The organism is Enterobacter cloacae complex sp. P47BA (assembly GCF_014930485.1).
Taxonomy (GTDB): Bacteria; Pseudomonadota; Gammaproteobacteria; order Enterobacterales; family Enterobacteriaceae; genus Enterobacter; species Enterobacter bugandensis.
In genome coordinates this window covers 224007-247374 of sequence record NZ_JADBRF010000001.1, presented here as the reverse complement: position 1 = coordinate 247374, position 23368 = coordinate 224007, and the positions used below count along the sequence as shown (strand labels likewise).

Genomic DNA, 23368 nt, shown 5'->3' with positions numbered 1-23368 from the left:
ATTCTTTATGAAATAACTCACTATCGGGAATACTATGCAGATTCGAAAAGGATTAAATACGGACCTCGTCCGTCTTGAATGTTGTGACTTTTCTTTCACCATTAGCCACATTGCGCGAGAGCCGTTTATCCATTGTGATTTGCATATTGAAGCCGTCGCCGAGCCCTGGATAAAAACCTACGAACTCGACATCCAAACGCTTGAAAACCATTGCGTTAATCCGGACGCCATATTTCTTGTTGCGGAAACCGATGACGGTGAACTAGCCGGATTTATTACCGCGTCAATCGGCTGGAATAAATTTATTTCAGTGGATTATATTGCCGTTGATCGCACCAGACGCAGAACCGGCGCCGCGCAAAAATTAATGGCTGCCGCGCACGTGTGGGCCCGCAGCGTAAACGCGCCGGGATTACGGCTTGAAACACAAAATGTGAACGTCTCCGCCTGTCTGTTTTACCGTAACTACGGGTTCACCCTGGGCGGGTACGATCGGTATCTCTACAACGCCTTACCGGAAAAAGACGAGGTCGCCCTGTTCTGGTATTACATGCTGGTGTAGCGCCGCTGCCTTCATATTTCTGTCATTGAACTTCATTACGCTTTCGGGATTTTAACCACGGTGTTGAGGAAAGAAGCGTGAATTCAATGGCTAAGGCATTACTGCTGGCATTACCCGTTTTGAGTGCAGCGGCGACGGCCGCTGAGCGCGAGCTGTGTGAACCCAAAGCGTACGAAATGGCGCTGCGCTATCAGCAGAAATCGGCAGAGGTTCTGGCCCTTCAGCTGCAGACGTATCGGTTTGCCACCGAGCGTTTCAACGAAAAATTAAAAGATCTGAAAACACCTGAAAATTACGCCGTGGTGATGGACCTGGATGAAACGGTGCTGGATAACACCCCTCTGCTGGTGCGCGACATGGCGCAGTGTCACGACTATACGAAATGGGATACCTGGAGCGACTGGGAAAAACAGGGAAAACCCGGCTTAATTCCGGGAGCAAAGGCCTTTCTTGACCATGTGAATCAAAGCAAGGTCCGCATCTATTATGTTTCGGACCGTATGCAGGAAAACAAAGCCGACACGCTGAAGACGTTAAACGCTCTCGGCCTGCCGCAGGTGTCTGACGAAAGCGTGCTGCTGGATACGGTCAGCAAGGAAGAGCGCCGTCAGAGCATCCTCAAAAAGCAGCAGATCGTGATGCTGTTCGGCGACAGCCTGCCGGACTTCGCCGTACAGTTCAAAAACAAAAAACCGAGCGAGCAGCAGCGTGAGCTGGTTGAAGCCAGCGCCGAACACTTCGGCAACGACTGGATTGTGCTGCCTAATGCCGCTTATGGTGCCTGGTCCAGGGCCACGCTGGATAGCTGGAACGCACCGCTGAAAAAATAACGCTTTACGGGCCGGGAAAGGCTTCACCACCACCCGGCTGTTGCGCTGTGTTATTTATCTCGTTTATAGGTCCTATCATTTCTGAGCAGGTTCTTATAATTTTACGGAGCAGTAAGATGAGCACTTTCAAAGGAGACTCGTATGCTTACCGTGAAAAAACTTGCTCTTTCCACGCTGATTTCCAGTTCATTGCTGTTCTACCCTGCGCTGCAGGCCTCGGCAGAAACGCCGCAGCACGTCGTTAAACAACCAGCGGGCGGTTACAGCGTGCAGGTCGGTGACGTTCTGGTAACGTCGTTTACGGACGGGACCGTTGCGCAGGATCTGCACAAGCTGCTGCGCCGGACAACGCCGCAAAACATTGATGCACTGCTCGCGAAAAACTTTCAGACCAACCCGGCGGAAGTGTCCATCAACGCGTTCCTGATTGCGATGCCCGGACACAAAATCCTGGTGGATACCGGTTCCGGCCAGCTCTTTGGCCCCGGCAACGGCGGACGTCTGATTGAAAGCCTCGCCACCCAGGGAATCAAACCCGAGGACATTACTGAAGTCTTGCTGACCCACGCCCATTCCGACCACGCGGGTGGCCTGGTGAAAGACGGCAAGCTGGTGTTCAGCAACGCGCGCGTTTTCGTTGGCAAACCGGACATCGACTTTTTCCTTAACGACGACAATCAGAAGAAAACCGGCTACGGCAAGAACTATTTCGATGTCGCACAGAAGACCTTAAAACCCTATCTTGACGCGGGTAAAGTGGTGCCGTTTAGCGGCACATCGGAGATTCTTCCGGGGCTGACCGGCACGGTTCATCCCGGACACACGCCGGGTTCAGCCTTCTACACGCTGACAAGTAAAGGCGAGAAGATCACCTTTGTCGGCGACATCATTCACGCAGCGGCGGTCCAGTTCCCGCAGCCTGCGGTGACCATCACCTACGATGAAGATGAGAACAAAGCGGCAAGCGTACGCGAGCATGCGTTCGCTGACTTTGTGAAAAATAAAGACCTTATTGCCGCGCCCCATCTGCCTTTCCCGGGCATAGGCTATGTGACGAAAGGTGAGAAAGGCGGCTATGCCTGGGTCCCTGTCACCTATACCAACCGGGACGCCAGCGGCGCGAAGTAGAGTGATGTCGCGTATATCTGACATGGACATCGACCTGCTCCTGGCGCTGGACGCCCTGCTTCAGGACAGGAACATCACTCATGCGGCCACGCGGCTGGGCATCAGCCAGCCCGCGCTGTCTGCCCGCCTGGCGCGTCTGCGCACGCTCTTTGGCGAGCCGCTGTTTATTCCCTCCCCACATGGACGTGGGGTGTTACCCACACCGAGAGCGGAGGCGTTGAGGCCACAGGTTGAAAGCGTGCTACGCGGCATCCACGCGATGTTCGCCCCCACCACGTTTGAGGCGCAAACCAGCAGCCGGACATTTGTTATCGCGCTGCATGAAAACCCGGCGCTGATGCTCGGCACCGCGCTGCTTAACCAGGTGAGTACCGATGCCCCCGGCATCCGCCTGCGCTTCGCCCTGCCGGAGATGGTAGACCTGCCGCAGCAGCTGGAAAACGGTGATGTGGATATCTACATCGGCGTGAGCGCGGGCGCCCATGACGGATGGGTGAGGCGCAAACTTCTCGAAGACGCGTTTGCCACCGCCCAGCGCAAAGCTCATCCGCGTGGAACAGGTCCGTTAGATTTGGAAAGTTACTGCGCGCTTTCCCATCTGGTGGTGTCGTCGGCGGGAGATCCCTTTACCGGATTTGTCGACCAAACCCTCGCCGGACTGGGCTATCAGCGACACGTTGCCATGTCCACCCAGAGCTACGCTATGGCGCCTGCGCTGGTTGCCGGTACCGACCTGGTATGTACCCTGCCGGAACGGATGCTGAAGCAGTTTGCCAGCACGCTGGATATTTTCCCACCGCCGCTGCCGCTCCAGCCCATTACCATCAACATGTACTGGCACCCGAAAAACAGCCAGGATCCGGCGAACGCCTGGCTGCGCGGGCAGCTGCTGCGGGCCGCCGGACGTCAGGTGTGATCGAGCGTGACCAGAAACTTTTTAAGCACTTCTGAACGAATAATCCGGTGGCAAACCAGGGTGAGTTCGCTCTCCCGCAGCCGGTCGAGGATGTCCACGTAGACGACATTCTCAACGCTCACTGCCTTTGCCGACGCGGGCAGCAGCGCCAGCCCAAATCCGGCCGCAACAAGGCTTATCACCGTGGGCACGTCGGTCGCATTTTGCACCACGTCCGGCTGAAAGCCCGCCCCGCTGCAGGCGTCATAGAAGTACTGCTCCAGCCCCATTCCATCCGGATCGCGCAGCGAGATCCATTTTTCGTCTTTCACCGACGAAAGCGTCAGCGCGGACGATCCGGCGAGCGGATGCTGACGAGAGAGCGCCAGCACCGTTTTCTCCGAGGTGAACGGCCGGCTTTGCAGATCGTCAGGCAGCGACGGCAGCGGCGCGCGGATGATGGCCACGTCCAGCTGGTTGCTCTGCACGGCGGCGTAGAGCGTCTGCACATTTCCCGTCATCAGGGACATGGTAATGGCCGGCCAGCGGCTGTGCATCTGGCGCAGCGCGGCGGGTAGCCTGCCGTCAAACATCGCACTCGACACGCACCCCAGGTTTAACTCCCCCTGCTCGCCCCGTGCCGTTTGTCTGGCATCCAGCACCGCCTGCTCGGTCAACGAGATGGCAAGCCGGGCTTTGACCAGAAACGCTTCGCCCGCGGGCGTCAGGGTTAAGCGGCGGTTCGCCCGGCTGAAAAGCGTGACGCCTAAACGTTCTTCCAGCGCCTTTATCTGCTGGCTCAGAGCCGGTTGGGCGATGTTCAGACGCTCGGCGGCCCGGTGCATGTGGAGCTCTTCGGCAACGACAATGAAGTGGCGCATCTGACGAAACTGCACGAGACGTCTCCCTGTATTGATATAAATTTACTTATCAATTTAACAGAAATGATGAAATTGATGCTATTGGTCTTTGCCATAAAAATGGAGGTATTCAACCGAGGGAGGAAAATATGGAAAACCAAGTCAACGATCTCCGCAGCGCCATCGCCTTACTGCAGCGCCACGAAGGGCAGTATATTGAAACCGATCATCCGGTCGATCCCAACGCGGAACTGGCGGGTGTCTATCGCCATGTCGGCGCAGGCGGCACGGTCAAACGTCCGACCCGCACGGGTCCGGCCATGATGTTCAACAGCGTTAAGGGCTATCCGGGCTCCCGCATTCTGGTGGGCATGCACGCCAGCCGCGAGCGCGCGGCGCTGCTGTTAGGTTGCGAACCGTCTGAACTGGCAAAACACGTTGGCCATGCGGTGAAAAAGCCGGTCGCACCGGTTGTCGTTCCGGCCTCGCAGGCCCCCTGCCAGGAACAGGTCTTCTACGCTGACGATCCTGACTTCGATCTTCGCAAATTGCTTCCGGCACCGACCAATACGCCAATTGATGCCGGTCCGTTTTTCTGCCTGGGGCTGGTGCTGGCAAGCGATCCGGAAGACAGCTCGCTGACGGATGTCACCATTCACCGCCTCTGCGTGCAGGAGCGCGACGAGCTTTCCATGTTCCTTGCCGCCGGGCGACATATCGAAGTCTTCCGTAAAAAAGCGGAGGATGCCGGAAAACCGCTGCCGGTGACGATCAACATGGGTCTCGACCCCGCCATCTATATCGGCGCATGCTTTGAGGCCCCTACCACGCCGTTTGGCTACAACGAGCTGGGCGTCGCCGGGGCGCTGCGCCAGCAGCCGGTCGAGCTGGTGCAGGGCGTGGCGGTCAAAGAGAAAGCCATCGCACGGGCGGAAATCATCATCGAAGGCGAACTGCTTCCGGGCGTGCGCGTAAGAGAGGATCAGCATACCAACACTGGCCACGCGATGCCGGAGTTCCCGGGCTACTGCGGTGAGGCGAATCCCTCCCTGCCGGTGATCAAAGTGAAAGCCGTGACCATGCGCAACCACGCGATCCTGCAGACGCTGGTGGGACCGGGGGAAGAACATACCACGCTGGCCGGACTGCCGACCGAGGCCAGCATCCGTAATGCCGTTGAAGAGGCAATCCCGGGCTTCCTGCAAAACGTCTATGCCCATACCGCAGGCGGCGGTAAGTTCCTCGGCATATTGCAGGTGAAAAAACGCCAGCCGTCAGACGAAGGACGCCAGGGCCAGGCGGCGCTCATCGCCTTAGCCACCTATTCGGAGCTGAAAAACATTATTCTTGTCGACGAAGATGTGGATATTTTCGACAGCGACGACATCCTGTGGGCGATGACGACGCGCATGCAGGGCGATGTGAGCATCACCAATATTCCGGGGATCCGCGGCCACCAGCTGGATCCGTCCCAGTCGCCGGATTACAGCACCTCGATTCGCGGCAACGGCATTTCCTGCAAGACGATCTTTGACTGCACGGTGCCGTGGGCGCTTAAGGACCGCTTCGAGCGCGCGCCGTTTATGGAAGTGGATCCGCGTCCGTGGGCGCCGGAGCTGTTTGCCGATAAGAAATAAAATCACGCGCGTATGGCCCGCAGATCATACACGTATTTTCTTTTCAAGCGTGGCGATATTTTCACCCGCCACGCGTTCAACAGTGAAACGATCGACGCTCAGCAATATGAGCATCAGCCCCCTGCCGCTCTCCAGCAGCGGCGACATTTCGCAGAAACGGTCTCGCCGGGCGATCTCAAGACGCTCCTGCGGGAACGCGTCACCTGCGTCGATAAAAACAAGGCAGACGTCATTGCCGCGGATGGCGAACTGTACGCTAAAGACGCTCGAATTATCCTCATGAAGCGCGTAGCGGATGATATTCGTTGCCACTTCACAAACGGCGAGATCGAAGGCGAAACGCCACTCGTCATCGACGGGAAGCGCGCTCAGCCTGTCTCTCAGCCAGTCGGACAGCGGCGTCAGGGACGCGATCGCCGCCGGAAATTCAGCATGCTCTGGCCTCTGCATCTACTGCCCCAGCTGCGCAAGCGCGCTATGTTTATCCGGATAGATACGGAAGATACGATCCATTCGGGTCAGGGTGAACATGTTCATGATCCCGGGGTTCAGAGAGCACAGCGCCATGTCGCCTTTCCCGTTCATCAGCTTAAACAACGACACCAGCATCCCCAGCCCGCTGCTGTCGATGAAATCCACTTTGCTAAAGTCGACGATTAAGGCTTTACGATCGCTGCCGATTTCCTCCGTCACGGACGCTTTAAACGTCGCAGCAACGGAGGCGTCCAGCCGTCGGACCGCGGGCGTGAGAATGTTGGCATGCGGTAATCGTTCGGTGTTAATTATCATTCTGTTCTCCCTGACGCTCAATCACGAGCAGTGACACGTCATCAGTTAAGGCGATCGGTTCATCACGATTTGCATTGCGCCAGCCGGTCAGGTGGTCACCGAACCGTGGCAGGAGCTGGTCAACGGGGAGCCGGGCATGCTCATGAAGCCAGCGTTCGAGACGTTGCGTGCCAAACTGCTCGCCGCTGACGTTCTCACACTCGGTAATACCGTCACTGAATAAGCATAAGCGATCCCCCGGATGGAGGGTAAACGCGACGTCTTCCCAGCTCAGATCCGGGATTAGCCCGACCGGCGGTCCGCCATCGCCCACGGACGTGACGGCGCTGTCCGCATTCACAATGAAGGGAGTAGGATGCCCGGCCTGGCACAGCCACCCTTCGCCAGTCTCTGGATCGATCACGCCGTAAATGAGCGTGAAATAACTGGTGATGTCGCTCTCTTCACTGCAAAAGCGGCTGTTCAACATCCTGACAACCTCCGCAGGTGACTGAATCCCCCCCTCTTCGGTAAACAGAAAGCGATCCACCACCCGGCCATGTAAAAACTGGCGAGCCACCGCGAGGGACATCATCGCGGCCCCCACGCCGTGACCCGAGACATCAACGCAATAGAATCCCAGATGTGAATCCAGAGGGAAAATATTGAACACATCGCCCGAAACCCAGGCTGACGGAAAGAAAAGCCAGTCGGAGAAGTAGTCGCCATAGCGTAAGCGGCGTGAAGGCAGCACCGAGTGCTGAACGCGCGCAGCCAGTTCCAGATCTTTTTCAATCTGATGCAACGCTTCACTCAGGCGCTTGTTGTGCGCCGCGAGGGTCGCCTCCAGCGTCAGAATACGGACCCCGGCATGGAGCCGCGCCCGCAGTTCAGACTGCTCAACGGGCTTACTCAAAAAATCATCCGCTCCGGCATCAAACCCCTGCGTCACGTCCCCGGCATTCTCGCGGGCCGTCAACAGGATGATATACACGTAGCGGCCAAACTGACGGTTGCGGATAGTCTGACACAGCGTCAGTCCGTCCATTTCCGGCATTTCCCAGTCGCTTATCACCATGCTGACCGGCTGGCTGGACAAGATTTCCAGCGCGTCGACACCATTTTCCGCCTCGCTCACGATATATCCCCACTGGGTGAGCATTCGGGAGAGTAACCGACGATAAATCAGCGAATCTTCAACGATTAACACGTGCAGCGCCGACATACATCCCTCCTAAAGCGGTAAGAACCAGATGAGGCTCACGGTCCCTTCCCTGAATTTTGCATTCCCGTTGCCGTGCCCCGGATAGCGCGTTCCCGCATAGTTCGCGTACTGGATGGAGAACGAACCCGGCGTATAGCCGGCATAACCGAAGCTGTAGCTGTAATCGCCGTTCCAGGGCTGCTGCTGGCTGCTGTCCGGGAACCAGAATGCCGTCGCGCGAACGAAGAAATGTTGTTTGAAGGTGTAGCCGCAGCCGCCGAGCATGACGTTTTTATTTTTGCGGATGTCATCGCTGCTGAGGTCGTAGTAGCGCGGTACCCAACTGTACCCGACCTGGCAAATGATGGAATCCCCTTTATTAATCAGGAGCGTGTTTTCAACCGGTTTCGGTAACGAAAACTTATAGGCCAGCGTGAAGGCGCCCTGTTCGAAATAGGTGTGTCGTCGGCTGCCCGATGTCCAGAAATGGTTATCGCCGTAGTTGCTGTAAACCAGACTCACGGTGTTGGCGTGCCAGTCATCGTAGCCGAAGCTGTAGCGAAAATCGGCGGTGTAGCGGCTGGTGTCTCTGACCGGCAGTCGGGACGTAATGTTGGCAAACCAGAAGCTGTAGGGGGAATACTGAAGGCTGAGATTCAGCGTCTGGTTAATCTTTTTCTTTTCCGTGGCGGTGTCTGAACTGTTAGGAATGCTCATCCACTGCTCTTTCAGTCCCGAGCTAAAGCTCAGCGCACCTGAGAATTTCTTGTCGTTACCCGAGAACAGGCGCCCCCAACGGCTGGTAAAAACGCCTGCCTGAACGGGTTCACCGTTCTTATCGCGCAGGGTTTCTTTATCACTGCTTTGCGCCGCCTCCGCGGCGGGTATCGCGGCGAGCAGCACGCCCGCCAGAAGCCATTTTTCGCGCATAACCGCCATCCTTAGTTAGGTATCCAGCGTGCGCCGACGTCGTATTTTGCCATCAGCCACAAAATACCCAGTGCCGCCGCATGCACTAACGTGTTCTCTATCCAGGCGTGACGCCATAAATCGAAGGTGATGAACTGACTCACCAGCAGCACCACGTACACATGCAAAATAAAGGTATAGAGCGAGTGCTGCCCTAGCGGGATGAGGAACCATCCCAGCAGGCGGTTGAGCGGCGTCCAGCAATACGTCAGCACCAGGTAGACGGTGACCATCAGGGCGATATCGTTCAATACCCGCACCGGGCCCAGCCCATTCTTCGCCGCCCAGGTGTGATAAAACGAATTGAAGCTGTCAGGCGGGATGACGTGCATCAGCAGCGCGGGCGGCATAAACGGGTTGGTATGGTTCTGGGCGACAAATCCCAGCACCAGTGACACCATGACCAGCGCCACCACCACCCCTTTGCCCGGGGGCGTCCGGGCGAACGAGAGCAGTTCGGCTTTATACCAGCCGCTGGCCATGCCCAGCACAAAGATGAACTGCCAGGCGAGCAGCGGGAAGGCAAATTCGAATTCCGACGGCGTCAGCCGGAGCGGCCACCGCTGCCACAGGCTGTACACCAGCAGCGACAGCCCTAACAGCCACCAGACTTTTCCTTTCTGCAGCATCCCTAAAAATAGCGGGCTGAGTAGCAGCAAAAAGATATACAGTCCGAGAATTTGCGTCTGGTGGGGGCCGATCTGCAAATAGAGAATAATGTTGAACCAGGTCTCTTTAATTTGCGGCGTCACAGGATAAAGCGACCAGCTTTGACCTGAAAATCGGTCGGTAAAATGGGTGACCTCGAAAACGTTAATATGGGGGATATAGGCCAGCAGAATAAACGACACTATGATAATGATATTTACGCGATATATTTTCCATGCCCTGAGATAAAGCCCCCAGGAAACCGTAAGCAAAACCACTTTTTGCAGACGCGCGCGATTCAGCATTCCCAGCATAAACCCGGAGAGAATGACAAAGCCTTCTGCACCTGTTGTTAACCCAAAACGCTCCCAGGAGAATATATTAAATATCGACATCACCTCCGTATGCGCCACGACCATCATGACGAGGGCAATGCCGCGCATAAAGTCAATTCTCAGGTCACGGGCACCTGCAACGGAATACCTCCATGTTATTGATTTAGCGTCATCTTCTTGCGCAATCGACGGCGCAACATGGCTCATAGGGTGTCCTTTGCCTGAAAACGAAAATTAAGGTCTAAATAAAGTAGATAGTCTAAAGGAATAGTAACTGCAATTTATCACCGGCAGATGAAACATATTAAGCAGAATTAAATCCAAATTAACTACCACTTCATATTAATAAAAACGACGCTGGACACTTTTATTCGGCGTTCTACACTTATCTTAAATCTTGTTTACTCGCTATTTTCTTTCGCTTTTGGGCAACTGTCTGCGCAGCAGAATGGGTCTGCATTTTCACGGAATCAGGAACGCCGGAACTATGGATTTTTATTTTTCCCGTTTTGAACATCGTCGTCCTCCGGAACCGTTAACAACACCGCGTTGGGTCATGATGACCTGGCAGGTATTAGCGGTCGCGGCACTTATTCTGGGTGCAAATTATATTTACTGGCGCTGGACCGCCTCCCTGAATACTGACGCACTATGGTATGCCATACCGCTGGTCCTCGCCGAAACGCTCGCGTGGATAGGGACCGTGCTGTTTACCATCAACTTATGGAAAGAACAGGATCCCCCCCAGTGTCCGCCCCCCGGCGAAATCAACGAATGCCTGTTTCCGGAAGAGGCCGTAGAACCTCGTCCTGTTAAAGTGGATTTGTTCATTGCCACCTACTCGGAAGATACCGAGCTGGTCAGGCTGTCCATTCGCGACGCCCTGAAGATGGCCTACCCGTACCCGATTGACTACCGGATCCACGTGCTTGATGACGGTCGCCGCCCGGAGATGAAAGCCGTCTGCGATGAGGAAGGCGTTAACTATATCAGCCGTCAGACCAATATCGGCTTTAAGGCCGGCAACCTGCGCAACGGTCTTGAGCAAACCGACGGTGATTTCATTGTTATCTGCGACGCCGATACCCGCGTATTTCCCACCCTTCTCAGCCATACGCTGGGCTATTTTCGCGATCCGGACGTGGCCTGGGTGCAGACGCCGCAGTGGTTCTTCGACCTTCCGGAAGGAGAAAATCTGTCACGCTGGGGCCAGCGAAAAGCCGGAAAAGTGGGCTACGGTCTGGGCTGGCTGATTCAAAAGTGTGTTGGCCCGGTCACCGTAGGCCGCGACCCGTTTTTTAACGATCCGCGCATGTTCTATGACGTGATCCTGCGGCGGCGCAACTGGGCGAACGCGGCTTTCTGCTGCGGCGCGGCCTCCATCCACCGGCGCGAGGCGGTCATGCAAGCCGCGCTGAGGAGCTACGTCTGGTCCGTCGAAGAGGAGATCCATCGCCACACCCGTGACATCCGCGATGAAGAAACCCGCGAAGCGCTGCAGGAGGCGATGCGCCCGCACGTGGCGTTTGACACCGAGCTCACCCCCTACAAATTTCACGTCTCGGAAGATATTTACACCTCGGTGCTGCTGCACGGTGACGCCGCGCGACGCTGGCGCTCGGTTATGCATCCGCGGGTGGAGTCGAAGATGCTCTCTCCGCAGGATATGCTGACCTGGATGATCCAGCGCTTTAAATACGCCGCCGGCTCGCTGGATATTTTGTTCCATGACAATATCTTCAGCCGTCGCCGCTTCCGGCTTTCCCTCCCCCAGACGCTAATGTATGCCACCACCTTCTGGTCTTACATGGCCTGCGTGTGGAACACGGTATTTTTGATTTCGCCCATTATCTATCTGTTTACCGGCATTCCGCCGGTGTCCGCCTGGTCGACGCCGTTCTATCTGCATTTTCTCCCGTTTTTTATCTTCTCTGAACTGGCGTTTATGTTCGGCACATGGGGGATCTCGGCCTGGGACGGCAGGGCCTCATACCTCTCCTTCTTTTCCATGAACCTGCGCGCGCTCAATACGGTGCTGCGGGGCGAGCAGATCAAATTTCACGTCACGCCTAAAGAGCGGCAGACGGGCCGTTTTCTCTACCTGGTGAAGCCGCAGATTGCCATCGTGGTGCTGACCCTCGCAGGGCTTATCTGGGGCGGTATTCAGGTGGCGCGTGGACAGGTGGACGACCCCTCTGGCTACGTCATCAATATTTTCTGGGGAGGGGTGAACATCGCCGCCATGCTGCCGCTGATTTTCGCGGCCATGTGGACGCCCGCCGAAGAGGATGAGGTCACCCAATGAGGATACGTGATGCCCTGCTGCCCGCGCGCAGCTACCTCACCATTTTGCTCGGGTTCCTGCTCGGCTTTGCCATTGTGGTCTGGGTGGAGAAACAGATGCCCACGCGCGTGGAAAGCAGCGGCGGCATCGCGCTCAGCAAAGACTTCCCGCCGCTGCCTGCGAAACGCGCCCTGACATATGACGAAGCCATCTGGGCGCGGGTCGCCTGGCAATACTACGTGAATAATACCCAGCCAAACGGCCTGCCGAATGCCAGCGACGGTGAACCCTGGCTGAGCCTCTGGAGCGTCGGAAGCTACCTGTTTGCGACCGCTGCCGCAGAGCAGCTCAACATTATTTCCGCCGATGAGTTCGACGAGAGGATCGGTACGGCCCTGTTCGCGCTGGGGCAGCTGCCGCTCAACGAGCGAGGCCTCCCAGCTGCGTATTACCATGCCGACACCCTGAAAATCCTCGGCAAACCCGACGCCTCGGCAATTGGTCTGAGCCGCCTGCTGACGGCGCTTCAGACCCTCCTGTGGCGCTATCCTCAGCACGCGGCGGCTATCCACGATCTCTTCAGCCTCTGGAACACCGGCGCTCTGATTGAACATAACGTCCAAAGCCAGGCGGCCGTGCCGCTCCATCACTGGACGCTGACCGATGATGAACAGCGGGACAGTTTTGGCTACCGTCTCTATGCCAGCCATACGCTGCGCCTGATTGACAGCGCGGCAGGCCTCGCGGTAACCAACCCGCCTGAAGGGCAAAAGATGATCGATCTGGACGGCGTGATGGTGCCGGATGAAGGGCTACGCACGCCCTGGGGCAAGCAAACCTCCCTGATCAGTCTCCCCTACCTGTTAACCGGCCTTGAACTGGGCTTTGACGCGCAGAGCGCTGAGATTGCGTGGCGGATTATGCAGATCCAGCAGCGGCGTCATAGCCTGCGCAGCCCAAAACCCCCTGTCAGCACGGATTACGCCGAACCGGCGCCGGATTACGTCAACGATCTGCCGAACAGGCAGCCGGTACAGGCGCGCAACCTGCGCGACGAGGTGCCGGAGAAAGTGGCAATTACCTCCACCCGCACCGCGTTTGCCTGGTATGCCCTGTTCCGCAACAGCTGGAGCGAAGCGCTGCGCCAGCAGGTTCTGCCGCTTCAGGTACCGGGTAAAGGCTGGCAGCGCGGATTAAATCTCAACAACAGCGTCAATGCCGTCGTGGACGCCGATACCAATGCCATTGTGCTGGAAAGTCTGTCTTACATCGCGCATGGTCAGATGCTCTGTCTGGCCTGCCTCTACACTTCCCCCTCAGCAGGAGCAACGCCATGAAGCCACGATCCCCGATCCTTTTCCACCTGCTCACGGGAATAACGATCTGCTGGCTGGCGTTATCGACCGTGCGTGCGGACACCGAGCTTCCTGCATCAGGTTACTCCCCGCGCAGCGGCGAGCTGACGGTCCGAGAGATGACCATCGCGAAAAACGCCTGGCAGTATTTCGTCACCAACTATCAGCCCACGACGGGCCTGGTGAATGCGGTCAACAAATTTCCCTCCACCACCATGTGGGACAGCGCCTCCTATCTGGCCGCCCTGACGGCGGCGCGCGAGCTCGGGATCATTGATAAAGCGGAATTTGACCGCCGGATGCTGAAATTTCTCGCCACGTTAAACACCCTGGTACTGTTCCGCAACGAGCTGCCCAACAAGGCCTATAACACCATCAGCGCCCAGAAGGTGGACTACACCAACAAGCCCGGCGAAATTGGCTTCTCGGCGCTGGATATCGGGCGAATGCTGGTCTGGCTGAAAATCGTCAAAGAGCGCTATCCGGAATACGGCAACAGCATTGATAACGTGGTGCTCGGCTGGGATTTCAGCCACGCGATCGACCCCTGCGGCACGCTGTACGGGGCCTATCTCGAGAACGGCCAGCCGAAGTACGTTCAGGAAGGTCGGCTGGGCTATGAAGAGTACGGCGCGGCCGGGTTCCAGCTTTGGGGGTTTAATACCTGTAAAGCCAGCCGTCCGCAGCCTTACGAGCTGGCCGAAATCTACTGCGTGCTGGTCCCGTACGATACGCGCGACCCGCGCAACACGTCGCAGCATAACTACGTGGTGACGGAATCCTACCTGCTCTACGGGCTGGAGTTCGGCTTTGATAAACCGACCGACCGGGATAACGCCCCGCGCGACTACTCCCTGACGTGGATGAAAAACTTTGCTGACCGCGTTTATCAGGCTCAGGAGAATCGCTATACCATTACCGGCGTCCTCACCGCGCGCTCCGAGCACCAGCTCGATAAGGCCCCTTATTTCGTCTATGACACCGTCTTCAGCGACGGATACAACTGGAACACCATTACCGATAAAGGCCAGTTCGTCCCCAACGCTGCCGCGATATCGCTGAAGGCGGCGCTGGGCATGTGGGTGCTGTGGAACTCCCCCTATACCGACCGCCTGCTGAATACGATTGAGAATGCCAACGAAGAGGGAAAAGGCTATTACGAAGGGCTGTATGAAAACGGTGACGGCCCGATCAAAGAGTTCACCGCGAATAATAACGGCATCATGCTGGAAGCCCTGCTGTTCAAGAAAGAGGGAAAACTGCTGGCCTTCAACACCGACAACCCAAAGAGCAAGGATTTTGCCCCGTCGCTGTGGGATCGCAAGCTGCTCGATCAGTTTGAAGAGAACAACGCTCTGCGCAGCCGTCCGTTCCTTAGCAGCACACCGGCCATAAAAAGCTGGTGCGACCGGACCGGCGTCACGCAGCGTACCAAACCCGCCTGTCAGGCCTGTCAGTGCGCGTCATGCAGCGTAGACGAGCCCGTTAAACTGCCTCCGGTGACTGCGCAATGCTTAAAACCTTAGCCAGAGGGCTCGCGGGATTACTCCTTGCAGGCGGGGTCATTTTTGCCCTGTTTGGTCATCAGGGCGCAGGCTGGCGCTGGCTAATCCACGGCGGCTGGCACTCCAGCGTGCGTATCGCCGCCCTGACGCCGGAAGAGCAGACGTGGGCGACGATCGCCTGGCGCTATTTCGTCAATAATACCCAGCCGCAAACGGGACTGGTCAACGGGAGCGACAAACAGCCCCGCGTCACGCTCTGGCAAATGGGCGATACGCTTATCGCCCTGCTGGCGGCAAAAGAGCTGGGACTGATTGAGGACGCCGAGTATGACGCTCGCTTAACCCGTCTCATGGGCACCCTTAACCGCCTGATGCTGACCGATGCCCGAACGCCGGGTCGACTCTATTCCAGCCAGACGGCGACGCCAGTCGACTTTAGCGGCAAGCCCAGCAAAAACGGCTGGTCCGCGCGCGACATGGCGCGTCTGATGCTCGCCCTGCGCCTTACCGCAGAGCGGGAGCCGCAGTACAGCGAATACCTGGATAAAATTATCCTGCGCTGGAATTTCTGCCCGGTCATCGACAGCGAAGGCGAACTGTGGTCCTCTTCCCTGCAAAACGGTCAGCCGGTCGTGCGGGAGGAACTGCGGCTGGGCGAAAGTGAATATGCCGCGACGGCGTTTCAGCTGTGGGGATTTTCCCCGGATAAAGCATTTACGCCCCCGGCGCACCACGTCATCATCGCCCAGCGGCGTCTGGCCGTCGATGCCCGCGATCCGCGCACCACGTGGCAGCCCTCTCTGATTACCACCCTTCCCTATATGCTGCCGGGCCTGGAGTTTGGCTGGGAGCCAGAAGGCGTTGCGGCCGATCTGCAACAGCGTCTGCGCAAGCAGGCCGAAAACGTCTGGCTGAGCCAGAAGACCCGCTGGGAGACCGATAAAATCCTGACGGCCAGGGCAGATTTCACGCTCTCTCAGGCGCCCTGGCATATCCAGGATACCGTCTGGGGAAATGGCTATGCCTGGAACTCTGTCGGAGACGATGGCCGGGACTACACCCGTTTCGCACAGGTATCGACTAAAGCGGTTTTTGCCCTGTGGGCGCTGTGGGACACCCCGTACACCGACGTGCTGATGACGGTCACCAAACACCTTAACGATCCGCAGAAAGGCTGGTATGAAGGCCGTCAGGAAGCCACGGGCGATACCAACGCTGCCTTAACCCTCTCGACCAACGCCACGGTGCTGGAAGCCCTCTTCTTTAAACACAACGCCGGGCCGCTTTTTGACGTGCGTCGGTCGAAGAAAGAGAGCTACTTCTCACGCCGTCTGGCGGAGCAATACACGCCCATCGGGCACTGTCTGCCGGGCGAAAGCACCATAAGGAGGACGCCGTGAAGTTCTATCGCGATCTGTTTGAATCCAGTCTGAACCGCGTCTTTCCGAATAATGAAAAAACCGCGTTTTTTCAGACGTTCTATGACGCCTTCGTCCATATGTCACCCGAAACCGAGGCGCATTTTTCTCGTCTGCCGGATCGGGAGGGTCAGCAGACCCTGTTTAAAAGTTTCTTCGCCATGCTTGCGGTCGACGGTGCCCTGATTGTCCCTGATTTTCTCGAGCGCCTGGCGCGGGAGCAAAGCGACGACGGCCTCCACCTTCCCCCGCGGTTTTTTGCCTTTTGGCGCGAAGCGATGTTGAACGCGGTGAGCCTGCGCGATCCGCAGTGCGACGATGAGATCCTCACCGCCTGGGCCATGGCGATCGCGCCCGGGCTGGAATACCTTCGCCGACAGGCAGAACTGCACTACCGCGCGTAGGGGGAATCACGATGAGTTCATTCACGTACGATCTTAACGCGCTGCCGGCCGCCGTCATGATTTATGACCGCGAGGAACGCCTGCAGGCCTGGAATCACAACGTGGCCCTGTTTTATCCGGTCATTACCCCGTGGCTGAAGGTGGGAACGACACTTGAGGCGCTGGCGGAACGCTTTATCGATGCCGTTTACAACGTCGACCCCGGCCTGCGTCAGACGCTGCGCGAGTCGATCGTGCGCAACTGTCGGCAGGATAAACACTGCGAGGTGCGCCAGGCGGGCCAGCGGCGGATCTTCGTCCAGCATCAGCGGCTTGCGGACGGCGGTATTGTCAGCCTGCACAGCGATGTTACGGAGCTGGATGAAGCGCAGCGCGCGCGCCACCAGCTGCATGACGACTTTCTGCTGACGGCGGAATCCATTCATATCGGGATCTGGGACTGGCAGGTTTCCGGCGACACGCTCCAGGTCAACGATACCCTGCTTGCCATGCTGGGCCAGTCGCGCACACAGTGGCGATATCCGGTGCGTTTTCTCCTCAATCAGGTCCACGAGGACGATCGCGCAGCGCTACGCAAGGCGCTGCACGCTTCGAAGCAGGATCATCGTCCGGTCTTTGAATGTGAAATTCGCGTTCATCACCCTACCGAAGGACTGCGCTGGATGCTGCTGTCCGGCCAGGTGGTTACGCTCTCCATTGAGGGAAACGCAGAGCGCGTTATTGGCACGCTGCAGGATATTACGCGGCGCAAAGAGGCTGAAATTCAGGCGTTCGCCTCGGCCATTGAGGCACAAAAAGCCAATGAGGCAAAAAGCGCGTTCCTGGCGAATATGAGCCATGAAATTCGTACCCCGATGAACGGCATTATTGGCATGACCCAGCTGTGCCTGGATACGTCTCTGAGCGCCGATCAGCGCGACTATCTGACCCTGGTGATGAGCTCTGCCCAGTCTCTGCTGCATATCATCAACGATATTCTCGACTTTTCCCGAATTGAAGCCGGCAAAGTGGAGCTGGAGTCGGAACCCGTACCTGTCCGCCCCTTTATTCAGTCTCTCATTCGCCCGCACATGCCAGGGGCGAGCGAAAAAGGCATCGAGCTGCTGGTTGATATTGCGCCCGACGTTCCCGATGTGCTGCTGGTTGACGGCGCGCGGCTGCGCCAAATCCTGACCAATCTGCTGGGCAACGCGCTGAAATTTACCCATCAGGGAGAAGTTATCCTGGTTGTTGAGCCCGGCGATAGCGCGAATCGATGGCGTTTTCGCGTGCGCGACAGCGGCATTGGCATACCGGCAGATAAGCAGAAGGCTATTTTTGAAGCCTTCAGCCAGGCGGATAACTCAACCACCCGCCGCTATGGCGGTACGGGGCTCGGGCTAACCATCTCGGCAAGACTGGTTGCGGCCATGGGGGGCGAATTAACGGTCTCCAGCGAGCCGGGAAAAGGCAGCGAATTTTCGTTCTCGCTACCCCTGGCGGCGCAGACCCTTGCGCCCGGAGAGCGCCCACATAGCCAGCGCTTTAACGGTGAACCCGTACTGGTGGTTGATGATAACGCGACCAACCTGCGGCTGCTGGCCGCGATGCTCAGCCAGATGGGACTGAAACCCACCTGCGTTAACAACGCCAGCGAGGCCATTGACCGGGTTAGAACGGGAACAGCGTGGCCCCTGATCCTGCTGGACGCGCAGATGCCGGATATGGACGGCGTGTCTCTGGCCCTTGAGCTTTCGGTTCTGCCGCAGGTTGCTGAAAGCCATATCATCATGCTGAGCTCCATGAGCCGACATTTTGATATCAATATGCTGAAGCGGATCGGAATCAAGAGCTATCTGCATAAGCCTATCGCCCAGGATGAATTACATCAGGCGATTGCCGCCGCGTTTGAACGTTCGCCAGCACCCGTGGGTGAAAGCACGCCCACGCCTGTCGCCTCGCCTGCAGCCACGGGACTGCGGATCCTGCTGGCTGAAGATAATCTGGTCAACCAGAAGGTCGCCGCGCGCCTGCTCGAGCGGCTCGGCCATAGCTGTCAGATCGTCGACAATGGCGTCGCGCTGCTGGAACGCTGGCGCGCGGATACGTGGGACGTTTTACTGATCGACCTTCAGATGCCAGAGATGGACGGTGAGACCGCCATTCGCCTGCTTCGTGAAGAAGAGCAGTCCCGGCCCGGACCGCCTCAACCCACCGTCGCCATGACCGCACACGCCATGCAGGGGGATAAAGAGCGCTGCCTGAATATGGGGTTCGACGGCTACATTGCCAAACCCATCAGCCAGGAGCGTCTCGCTGAAGAGATTGCCCGCGTGCTCCAGCACCACGAAGACGCCTCCGGTTTTCCGGATGAAGCACGCCTGCTGAAGCAGTGCGCTGACGATCCCACCCTGGTACAGGAGCTGCTGGCCCTGTTTGGCGAAGGGCTAAATGAAGCAATCAAAACCATTACCCAGGCGATCGACTGCAACGACCGCGAGGCGCTGCGACGCGCGGCCCACAAGCTGCGCGGAGAAGCCGTCACCCTGGACTTCAGCACGCTCGCACAGCAGTTGCAGGTGCTGGAAAGCGACGCGCATACGCTGGATGGGCGCCAGCTTGCGGCCCTGAAAGAAAATCTTCGCCAGGAATCGCTGCGCCTGATGGCGTGGCTCAACGCGCGCGGGGTAAACAAATGAACGCTCGCAACTGCACGCTGCTCGTTGCCCTGTTGACCACCCACGCGGTGGCGAATTCTGCGCCGGTCAGTTGGTCTCTGGCCGGAGAATGGCAGGTTCAGGATGCCAATGACAGCGCACATCCTGCCGCATCAGGCTGGCACCCGCTTCAGGTTCCTGCCAACTGGTACAGCGCCGGGTACGATCATCAGGGTGCGCTGTGGTACAAGCACGCGTTTACCCTGCCCGTGCAGCCCCCCGACGTGATGAGTACCCTGGTGTTTGACGGCGTCGATTACCTGGCAGAGGTGACCCTGAACGGCCAGCCGCTGGGCAAGCATGAGGGCTACTTTCAGCGTTTTTCGCTGGACTCCAGCCCGGCGTTACAACGTCACAATCGGCTCATCGTCAGGGTAGACAGCCCCTACGAAGATCCGCACAAGATCTGGCCTTTGCATAAAACGGCCATGAAGGGGGTTCTGAATCAGCATGACACGCGTCCCGGTGGCGCCTGGTCGCCGGAAGGACAGGACGCTAACTCGGGCGGCATCTGGGCACCGGTCCGGCTGCACCTTAGCCGGGGCGCCACCCTTGATGAGACCATCCTGCGGCCCGACTGGTCGCAGGGGCTGACTCTCCCGACGCTAAAAGCGGAGATTCGCTACCGCGCGCTCGGTCAGGGCCCGGCGACCGTGCGGCTCACCGCCACGCCCGCCAACTTCAGCGGTAGGCCCTATCAGGCTGACTTTCCGGTTACCCTCGAAAGCGGTGCCCATTCCGTGCAGGTGACGCTGCCCATGCCGAAGGCAAAGCTGTGGTGGCCGATCGGCACGGGGAAACCCCACCTGTATAACGTTCGCGTGGCGTTGCGGGATGCAAACGGCTTAATGGACACGGCGGTAACCCGCACCGGGCTGCGCAAAATCGTCGAGCAGCCCGACAATAAGGGCTGGCTCATAAACGACAGGCGCCTTTTTATTAAGGGCAGCAATTACATCGGTTCCCCCTGGCTCGGTACCATGACGCGAAAAAAATACCGACGCGACCTTCGTCTGGTGGAAGCCATGAACGCCAACGCCATACGCGTGCACGGACACGTTGCCGGGCGCGCGCTGTATGACGTGGCCGATGAGATGGGCATGATGATCTGGCAGGATGTTCCGCTGCAGTGGGGCTACAACAACAGTGCGGCTTTCACGGAAAATGCGGTTCGACAGACGCGGGAGATGATCGAACAGTTTGGCAATTCCCCCGCCATCATCGTCTGGGGCGGGCATAACGAACCGCCGTGGAACTCGCCGTGGATGCAAAAACGCTTCCCGGACTGGAATAAAGATCTTAATCGCGAGCTCACGAAGCGTGTAGCGGATACGCTTGCCAAAGATACCTCCCGCATCGTGCACCGCTTCTCCGCCGTTGAGGAGCATTACTGGGCGGGCTGGTACTTCGGCACCGTGCGCGACCTGCTTGCCCCAGCCAAAACGGGGATCATTACCGAGTTCGGCGCGCAGGCGCTTCCCCGCCTGTCAACGCTAAAAACCATCATCCCGGCGGCGTCGCTCTGGCCAAAAACGACCGCCGCCGACGATCCCGGCTGGACCGTCTGGAAATACCATAATTTTCAGCCCTTCCAGACCTTTAAGTTCGCCGGTATTTCGCGCGGGAAGAATATTCAGGCGATGATACGCAATACCCAGGCGTACCAGTCTCAGTTGGTGGCCACGGCGGCCGAAAGCTATCGCCGACAGCGATACCAGCCGGTGACGGCCCTGTTCCACTTTATGTTTGTGGAAACCTGGCCCTCCATCAACTGGGGCGTAGTGGACTACCTTCGTAAACCTAAAGCCGGGTTTTACGCGCTCCAGCGCGCGTACCAGCCTGTTTTGCCGTCCATTGAACCGGTTACCGCGCAGTGGCAATCCGGCGCGGCGGCGACCGTGCGCCTCTGGGCCATCAACGACACCTGGAAACCGTGCAGCGAATGCCGCCTGACCTGGCGTATCACGCAGCGCGACAAGGTGCTGGCTAAAGGCACGACGACAATGACGATCGCAGCAGACTCGGGAACGATGGTCAAAACGCTGACGGCTACGCCCGTGGGCCAGGACGACGTGTCGATTCGGTTTACGATTGAAAACAGCGCGGGAAAAATTGTCGGTGAAAATCAGCGCACGGAGTCCGTCATAAAGTGAGCGAGGGGAAAAGGAAAATTGCCGCTTCCCCTGCTTTCTTGTACCCTTTCAGCGTTTACCCCAATCCCCTAAAAATCGAGACATCCGGACACCTATGACTGCACACATTTCCAAAGATCCTTTACATGGCGTAACGCTGGAGATGATGGTCAACGCCCTGGTGGCGAAGTATGGCTGGAGCGAATTGGGCGACCGCATCAAAATTAACTGTTTCAGAAAAGATCCCAGCGTTAAATCGAGCCTGAAATTCCTGCGCCGCACCCCGTGGGCGCGCGCGGAAGTTGAAGCCCTGTATCTGGACTCCCTCAACGATGAGGAAAGCGCAGAACAGGCGGCGCCCGCCTTTAATCCCTGGGCTAACAGTCGGATTATCAAGAGCTAATACGCAAATGACGCGACACGTAAAACGGATCGGTGCGCTGGCTGCCTGCGCGCTTTTACTTGTAAGCTGCTCCTCAAAACCACCAAAATCACTGGTTACCCCTCTTCCCACCGCCAGCAAACCGACGCAGCAGGCAAACGAGCCGATGCGCGGGGTCTGGCTGGCGACCGTCTCTCGTCTCGACTGGCCGCCGGTGGCCTCGGTGAACGGCCGCAGCGCCGACCAGCGCATCACCATGCAAAAGCAGGCGCTGATCGGCAAGCTCGACAACCTTAAGCGCCTCGGGATTAACACCGTATTTTTCCAGGTGAAGCCGGACAGCACCGCGCTCTGGTCATCAAAAATTCTACCGTGGTCAGATATGCTGACGGGCAACATCGGCGAATATCCGGGTTACGACCCGCTGCAGTTTATGCTGGATGAAGCGCACAAGCGCGGCATGAAGGTTCATGCCTGGTTCAACCCTTACCGCGTGTCGACCAATACTAAGCCCTCAACCATCGCCGCCCTGAATCGGACTTCATATCTGACCCCGTCCAGCGTCTATGTTCAGCACCCGGAATGGGTACGCGTCTCCGGCGATCGTTTTGTTCTCGACCCGGGCATTCCCGAAGTACGCGACTGGATAACCAAAGTGGTGACCGAAGTGGTGGCGAACTACCCGGTAGACGGCGTGCAGTTTGATGATTACTTTTACGCCGAATCGCCGGGATCCGCGCTCAACGACGCGCAAACCTGGCGGCAGTACGGCCAGGGATTTGCCTCAAAAGCCGACTGGCGCAGACACAATACGCAGCAGCTGATCGTGCAGGTCTCCCGCGCGATCAAGCAGACCAGGCCCAACGTGGAGTTTGGCGTCAGCCCGGCGGGCGTGTGGCGGAACCGCTCCTTTGACCCGGCGGGTTCGGACACGCGCGGCGCCGCGGCCTACGATGAATCCTACGCCGATACGCGTCAGTGGGTGCAGCAGGGCCTGCTGGACTACATTGCCCCGCAGATATACTGGCCCTTCTCCCGGGACGCCGCGCGCTACGACGTGCTGACCAAATGGTGGGCCGACGTCGTCAAGCCGACCCACACCCGCCTGTATATCGGTATCGCGTTTTACAAGGTGGGCGAACCGTCGAAAAATGAGCCGGACTGGACGGTACAGGGCGGCGTGCCGGAGCTAAAAAAACAGCTCGACCTTAACGATTCGCTGCCCAACGTGAACGGCACCATCCTGTTCCGGGAAGATTACCTGAACCAGCCGCAGACCCAGCAGGCGGTGAACTACCTCAAAGGACGCTGGGGTAGCTAAGTGACTATCAGGCAGAAACACCCCGTTTCTGCCTG

General features: G+C 57.8%; 20 protein-coding genes. 14 read left to right on the top strand and 6 right to left on the bottom strand.

What is annotated here, in order from left to right; all coding sequences use genetic code 11:
- Positions 1 to 34 precede the first annotated feature (34 nt).
- From IM299_RS01165 to IM299_RS01150, 4 genes are all read left to right on the top strand, one after another.
- Positions 35 to 562, top strand: coding sequence for an N-acetyltransferase (locus tag IM299_RS01165; RefSeq protein ID WP_041909946.1), 528 nt, complete (start codon positions 35 to 37; stop codon positions 560 to 562).
- 86 nt (positions 563 to 648) lie between these two features.
- A complete protein-coding gene (locus tag IM299_RS01160; RefSeq protein WP_227013006.1) occupies positions 649 to 1392 on the top strand; it encodes a 5'-nucleotidase, lipoprotein e(P4) family in 744 nt (247 codons plus the stop codon).
- A gap of 141 nt (positions 1393 to 1533) precedes the next feature.
- Entirely contained in the window at positions 1534 to 2520 is a 987-nt protein-coding gene (locus IM299_RS01155; RefSeq protein ID WP_193356876.1) for an MBL fold metallo-hydrolase, read from the top strand.
- A gap of 4 nt (positions 2521 to 2524) precedes the next feature.
- A complete protein-coding gene (locus tag IM299_RS01150) occupies positions 2525 to 3436 on the top strand; it encodes a LysR family transcriptional regulator (RefSeq protein ID WP_045630436.1) in 912 nt (303 codons plus the stop codon).
- Here the strand turns inward: IM299_RS01150 and IM299_RS01145 are convergent.
- Positions 3427 to 4311, bottom strand: a complete 885-nt coding sequence (locus IM299_RS01145) for a LysR substrate-binding domain-containing protein (protein WP_193356875.1) — start codon at positions 4309 to 4311, stop codon at positions 3427 to 3429. The genes IM299_RS01150 and IM299_RS01145 overlap by 10 nt on opposite strands.
- Before the next feature lie 113 nt (positions 4312 to 4424).
- Between IM299_RS01145 and IM299_RS01140 the strand changes: the two genes are divergently transcribed.
- The gene (locus tag IM299_RS01140; protein ID WP_048958238.1) at positions 4425 to 5912 is read left to right on the top strand and encodes a UbiD family decarboxylase; all 1488 of its coding nucleotides are present in this window, start codon (positions 4425 to 4427) and stop codon (positions 5910 to 5912) included.
- Positions 5913 to 5936: 24 nt separating this feature from the next.
- Here the strand turns inward: IM299_RS01140 and IM299_RS01135 are convergent, their stop codons facing one another.
- Genes IM299_RS01135 through opgC form a run of 5 tightly spaced genes read right to left on the bottom strand, consistent with a single transcriptional unit; the run spans position 5937 to position 10043 of the window.
- Positions 5937 to 6362 (bottom strand): ATP-binding protein, encoded by a 426-nt coding sequence (locus IM299_RS01135; RefSeq protein WP_193356874.1) that lies wholly within the window; start codon positions 6360 to 6362, stop codon positions 5937 to 5939.
- Positions 6363 to 6701 carry an STAS domain-containing protein gene (locus tag IM299_RS01130; RefSeq protein ID WP_028013194.1) on the bottom strand — a complete coding sequence of 113 codons (339 nt, stop codon included), beginning with the start codon at positions 6699 to 6701 and terminating at the stop codon, positions 6363 to 6365.
- Positions 6691 to 7905: a PP2C family protein-serine/threonine phosphatase gene (locus IM299_RS01125; protein WP_193356873.1), complete on the bottom strand. Its 1215-nt coding sequence runs from the start codon at positions 7903 to 7905 to the stop codon at positions 6691 to 6693. Before IM299_RS01125 ends, IM299_RS01130 begins: the two co-directional genes overlap by 11 nt.
- 9 nt (positions 7906 to 7914) lie before the next feature.
- Positions 7915 to 8814, bottom strand: a complete 900-nt coding sequence (locus IM299_RS01120) for a hypothetical protein (RefSeq protein WP_028013196.1) — start codon at positions 8812 to 8814, stop codon at positions 7915 to 7917.
- Positions 8815 to 8825: 11 nt separating this feature from the next.
- The gene (gene opgC, locus IM299_RS01115; protein ID WP_193356872.1) at positions 8826 to 10043 is read right to left on the bottom strand and encodes an OpgC domain-containing protein; all 1218 of its coding nucleotides are present in this window, start codon (positions 10041 to 10043) and stop codon (positions 8826 to 8828) included.
- 280 nt (positions 10044 to 10323) lie between these two features.
- On the opposite strand from opgC, the gene IM299_RS01110 reads away from it, so the two are divergent.
- The 9 genes from IM299_RS01110 to IM299_RS01070 all read left to right on the top strand — a co-directional run bounded on the left by IM299_RS01110 (position 10324) and on the right by IM299_RS01070 (position 23333).
- Complete coding sequence (locus tag IM299_RS01110; RefSeq protein WP_028013198.1) at positions 10324 to 12141, top strand: glycosyltransferase; 1818 nt, start codon at positions 10324 to 10326, stop codon at positions 12139 to 12141.
- The gene (locus IM299_RS01105; protein WP_193356871.1) at positions 12138 to 13457 is read left to right on the top strand and encodes a DUF3131 domain-containing protein; all 1320 of its coding nucleotides are present in this window, start codon (positions 12138 to 12140) and stop codon (positions 13455 to 13457) included. Before IM299_RS01110 ends, IM299_RS01105 begins: the two co-directional genes overlap by 4 nt.
- Positions 13454 to 15001 (top strand): DUF3131 domain-containing protein, encoded by a 1548-nt coding sequence (locus IM299_RS01100; RefSeq protein WP_028013200.1) that lies wholly within the window; start codon positions 13454 to 13456, stop codon positions 14999 to 15001. The genes IM299_RS01105 and IM299_RS01100 overlap by 4 nt, the downstream gene beginning before the upstream one ends.
- Positions 14986 to 16380, top strand: a complete 1395-nt coding sequence (locus tag IM299_RS01095; RefSeq protein ID WP_193356870.1) for a DUF3131 domain-containing protein — start codon at positions 14986 to 14988, stop codon at positions 16378 to 16380. The genes IM299_RS01100 and IM299_RS01095 overlap by 16 nt, the downstream gene beginning before the upstream one ends.
- Positions 16377 to 16802: a hypothetical protein gene (locus IM299_RS01090; protein WP_048958250.1), complete on the top strand. Its 426-nt coding sequence runs from the start codon at positions 16377 to 16379 to the stop codon at positions 16800 to 16802. The genes IM299_RS01095 and IM299_RS01090 overlap by 4 nt, the downstream gene beginning before the upstream one ends.
- 11 nt (positions 16803 to 16813) lie before the next feature.
- Positions 16814 to 19480, top strand: a complete 2667-nt coding sequence (locus IM299_RS01085; protein WP_193356869.1) for a PAS domain-containing hybrid sensor histidine kinase/response regulator — start codon at positions 16814 to 16816, stop codon at positions 19478 to 19480.
- The gene (locus tag IM299_RS01080; protein ID WP_193356868.1) at positions 19477 to 21651 is read left to right on the top strand and encodes a glycoside hydrolase family 2 TIM barrel-domain containing protein; all 2175 of its coding nucleotides are present in this window, start codon (positions 19477 to 19479) and stop codon (positions 21649 to 21651) included. Before IM299_RS01085 ends, IM299_RS01080 begins: the two co-directional genes overlap by 4 nt.
- A 94-nt stretch (positions 21652 to 21745) precedes the next feature.
- Complete coding sequence (locus IM299_RS01075; RefSeq protein WP_041909918.1) at positions 21746 to 22033, top strand: VF530 family DNA-binding protein; 288 nt, start codon at positions 21746 to 21748, stop codon at positions 22031 to 22033.
- A gap of 7 nt (positions 22034 to 22040) precedes the next feature.
- Positions 22041 to 23333: a glycoside hydrolase family 10 protein gene (locus IM299_RS01070; protein ID WP_028013206.1), complete on the top strand. Its 1293-nt coding sequence runs from the start codon at positions 22041 to 22043 to the stop codon at positions 23331 to 23333.
- Positions 23334 to 23368: the final 35 nt, after the last annotated feature.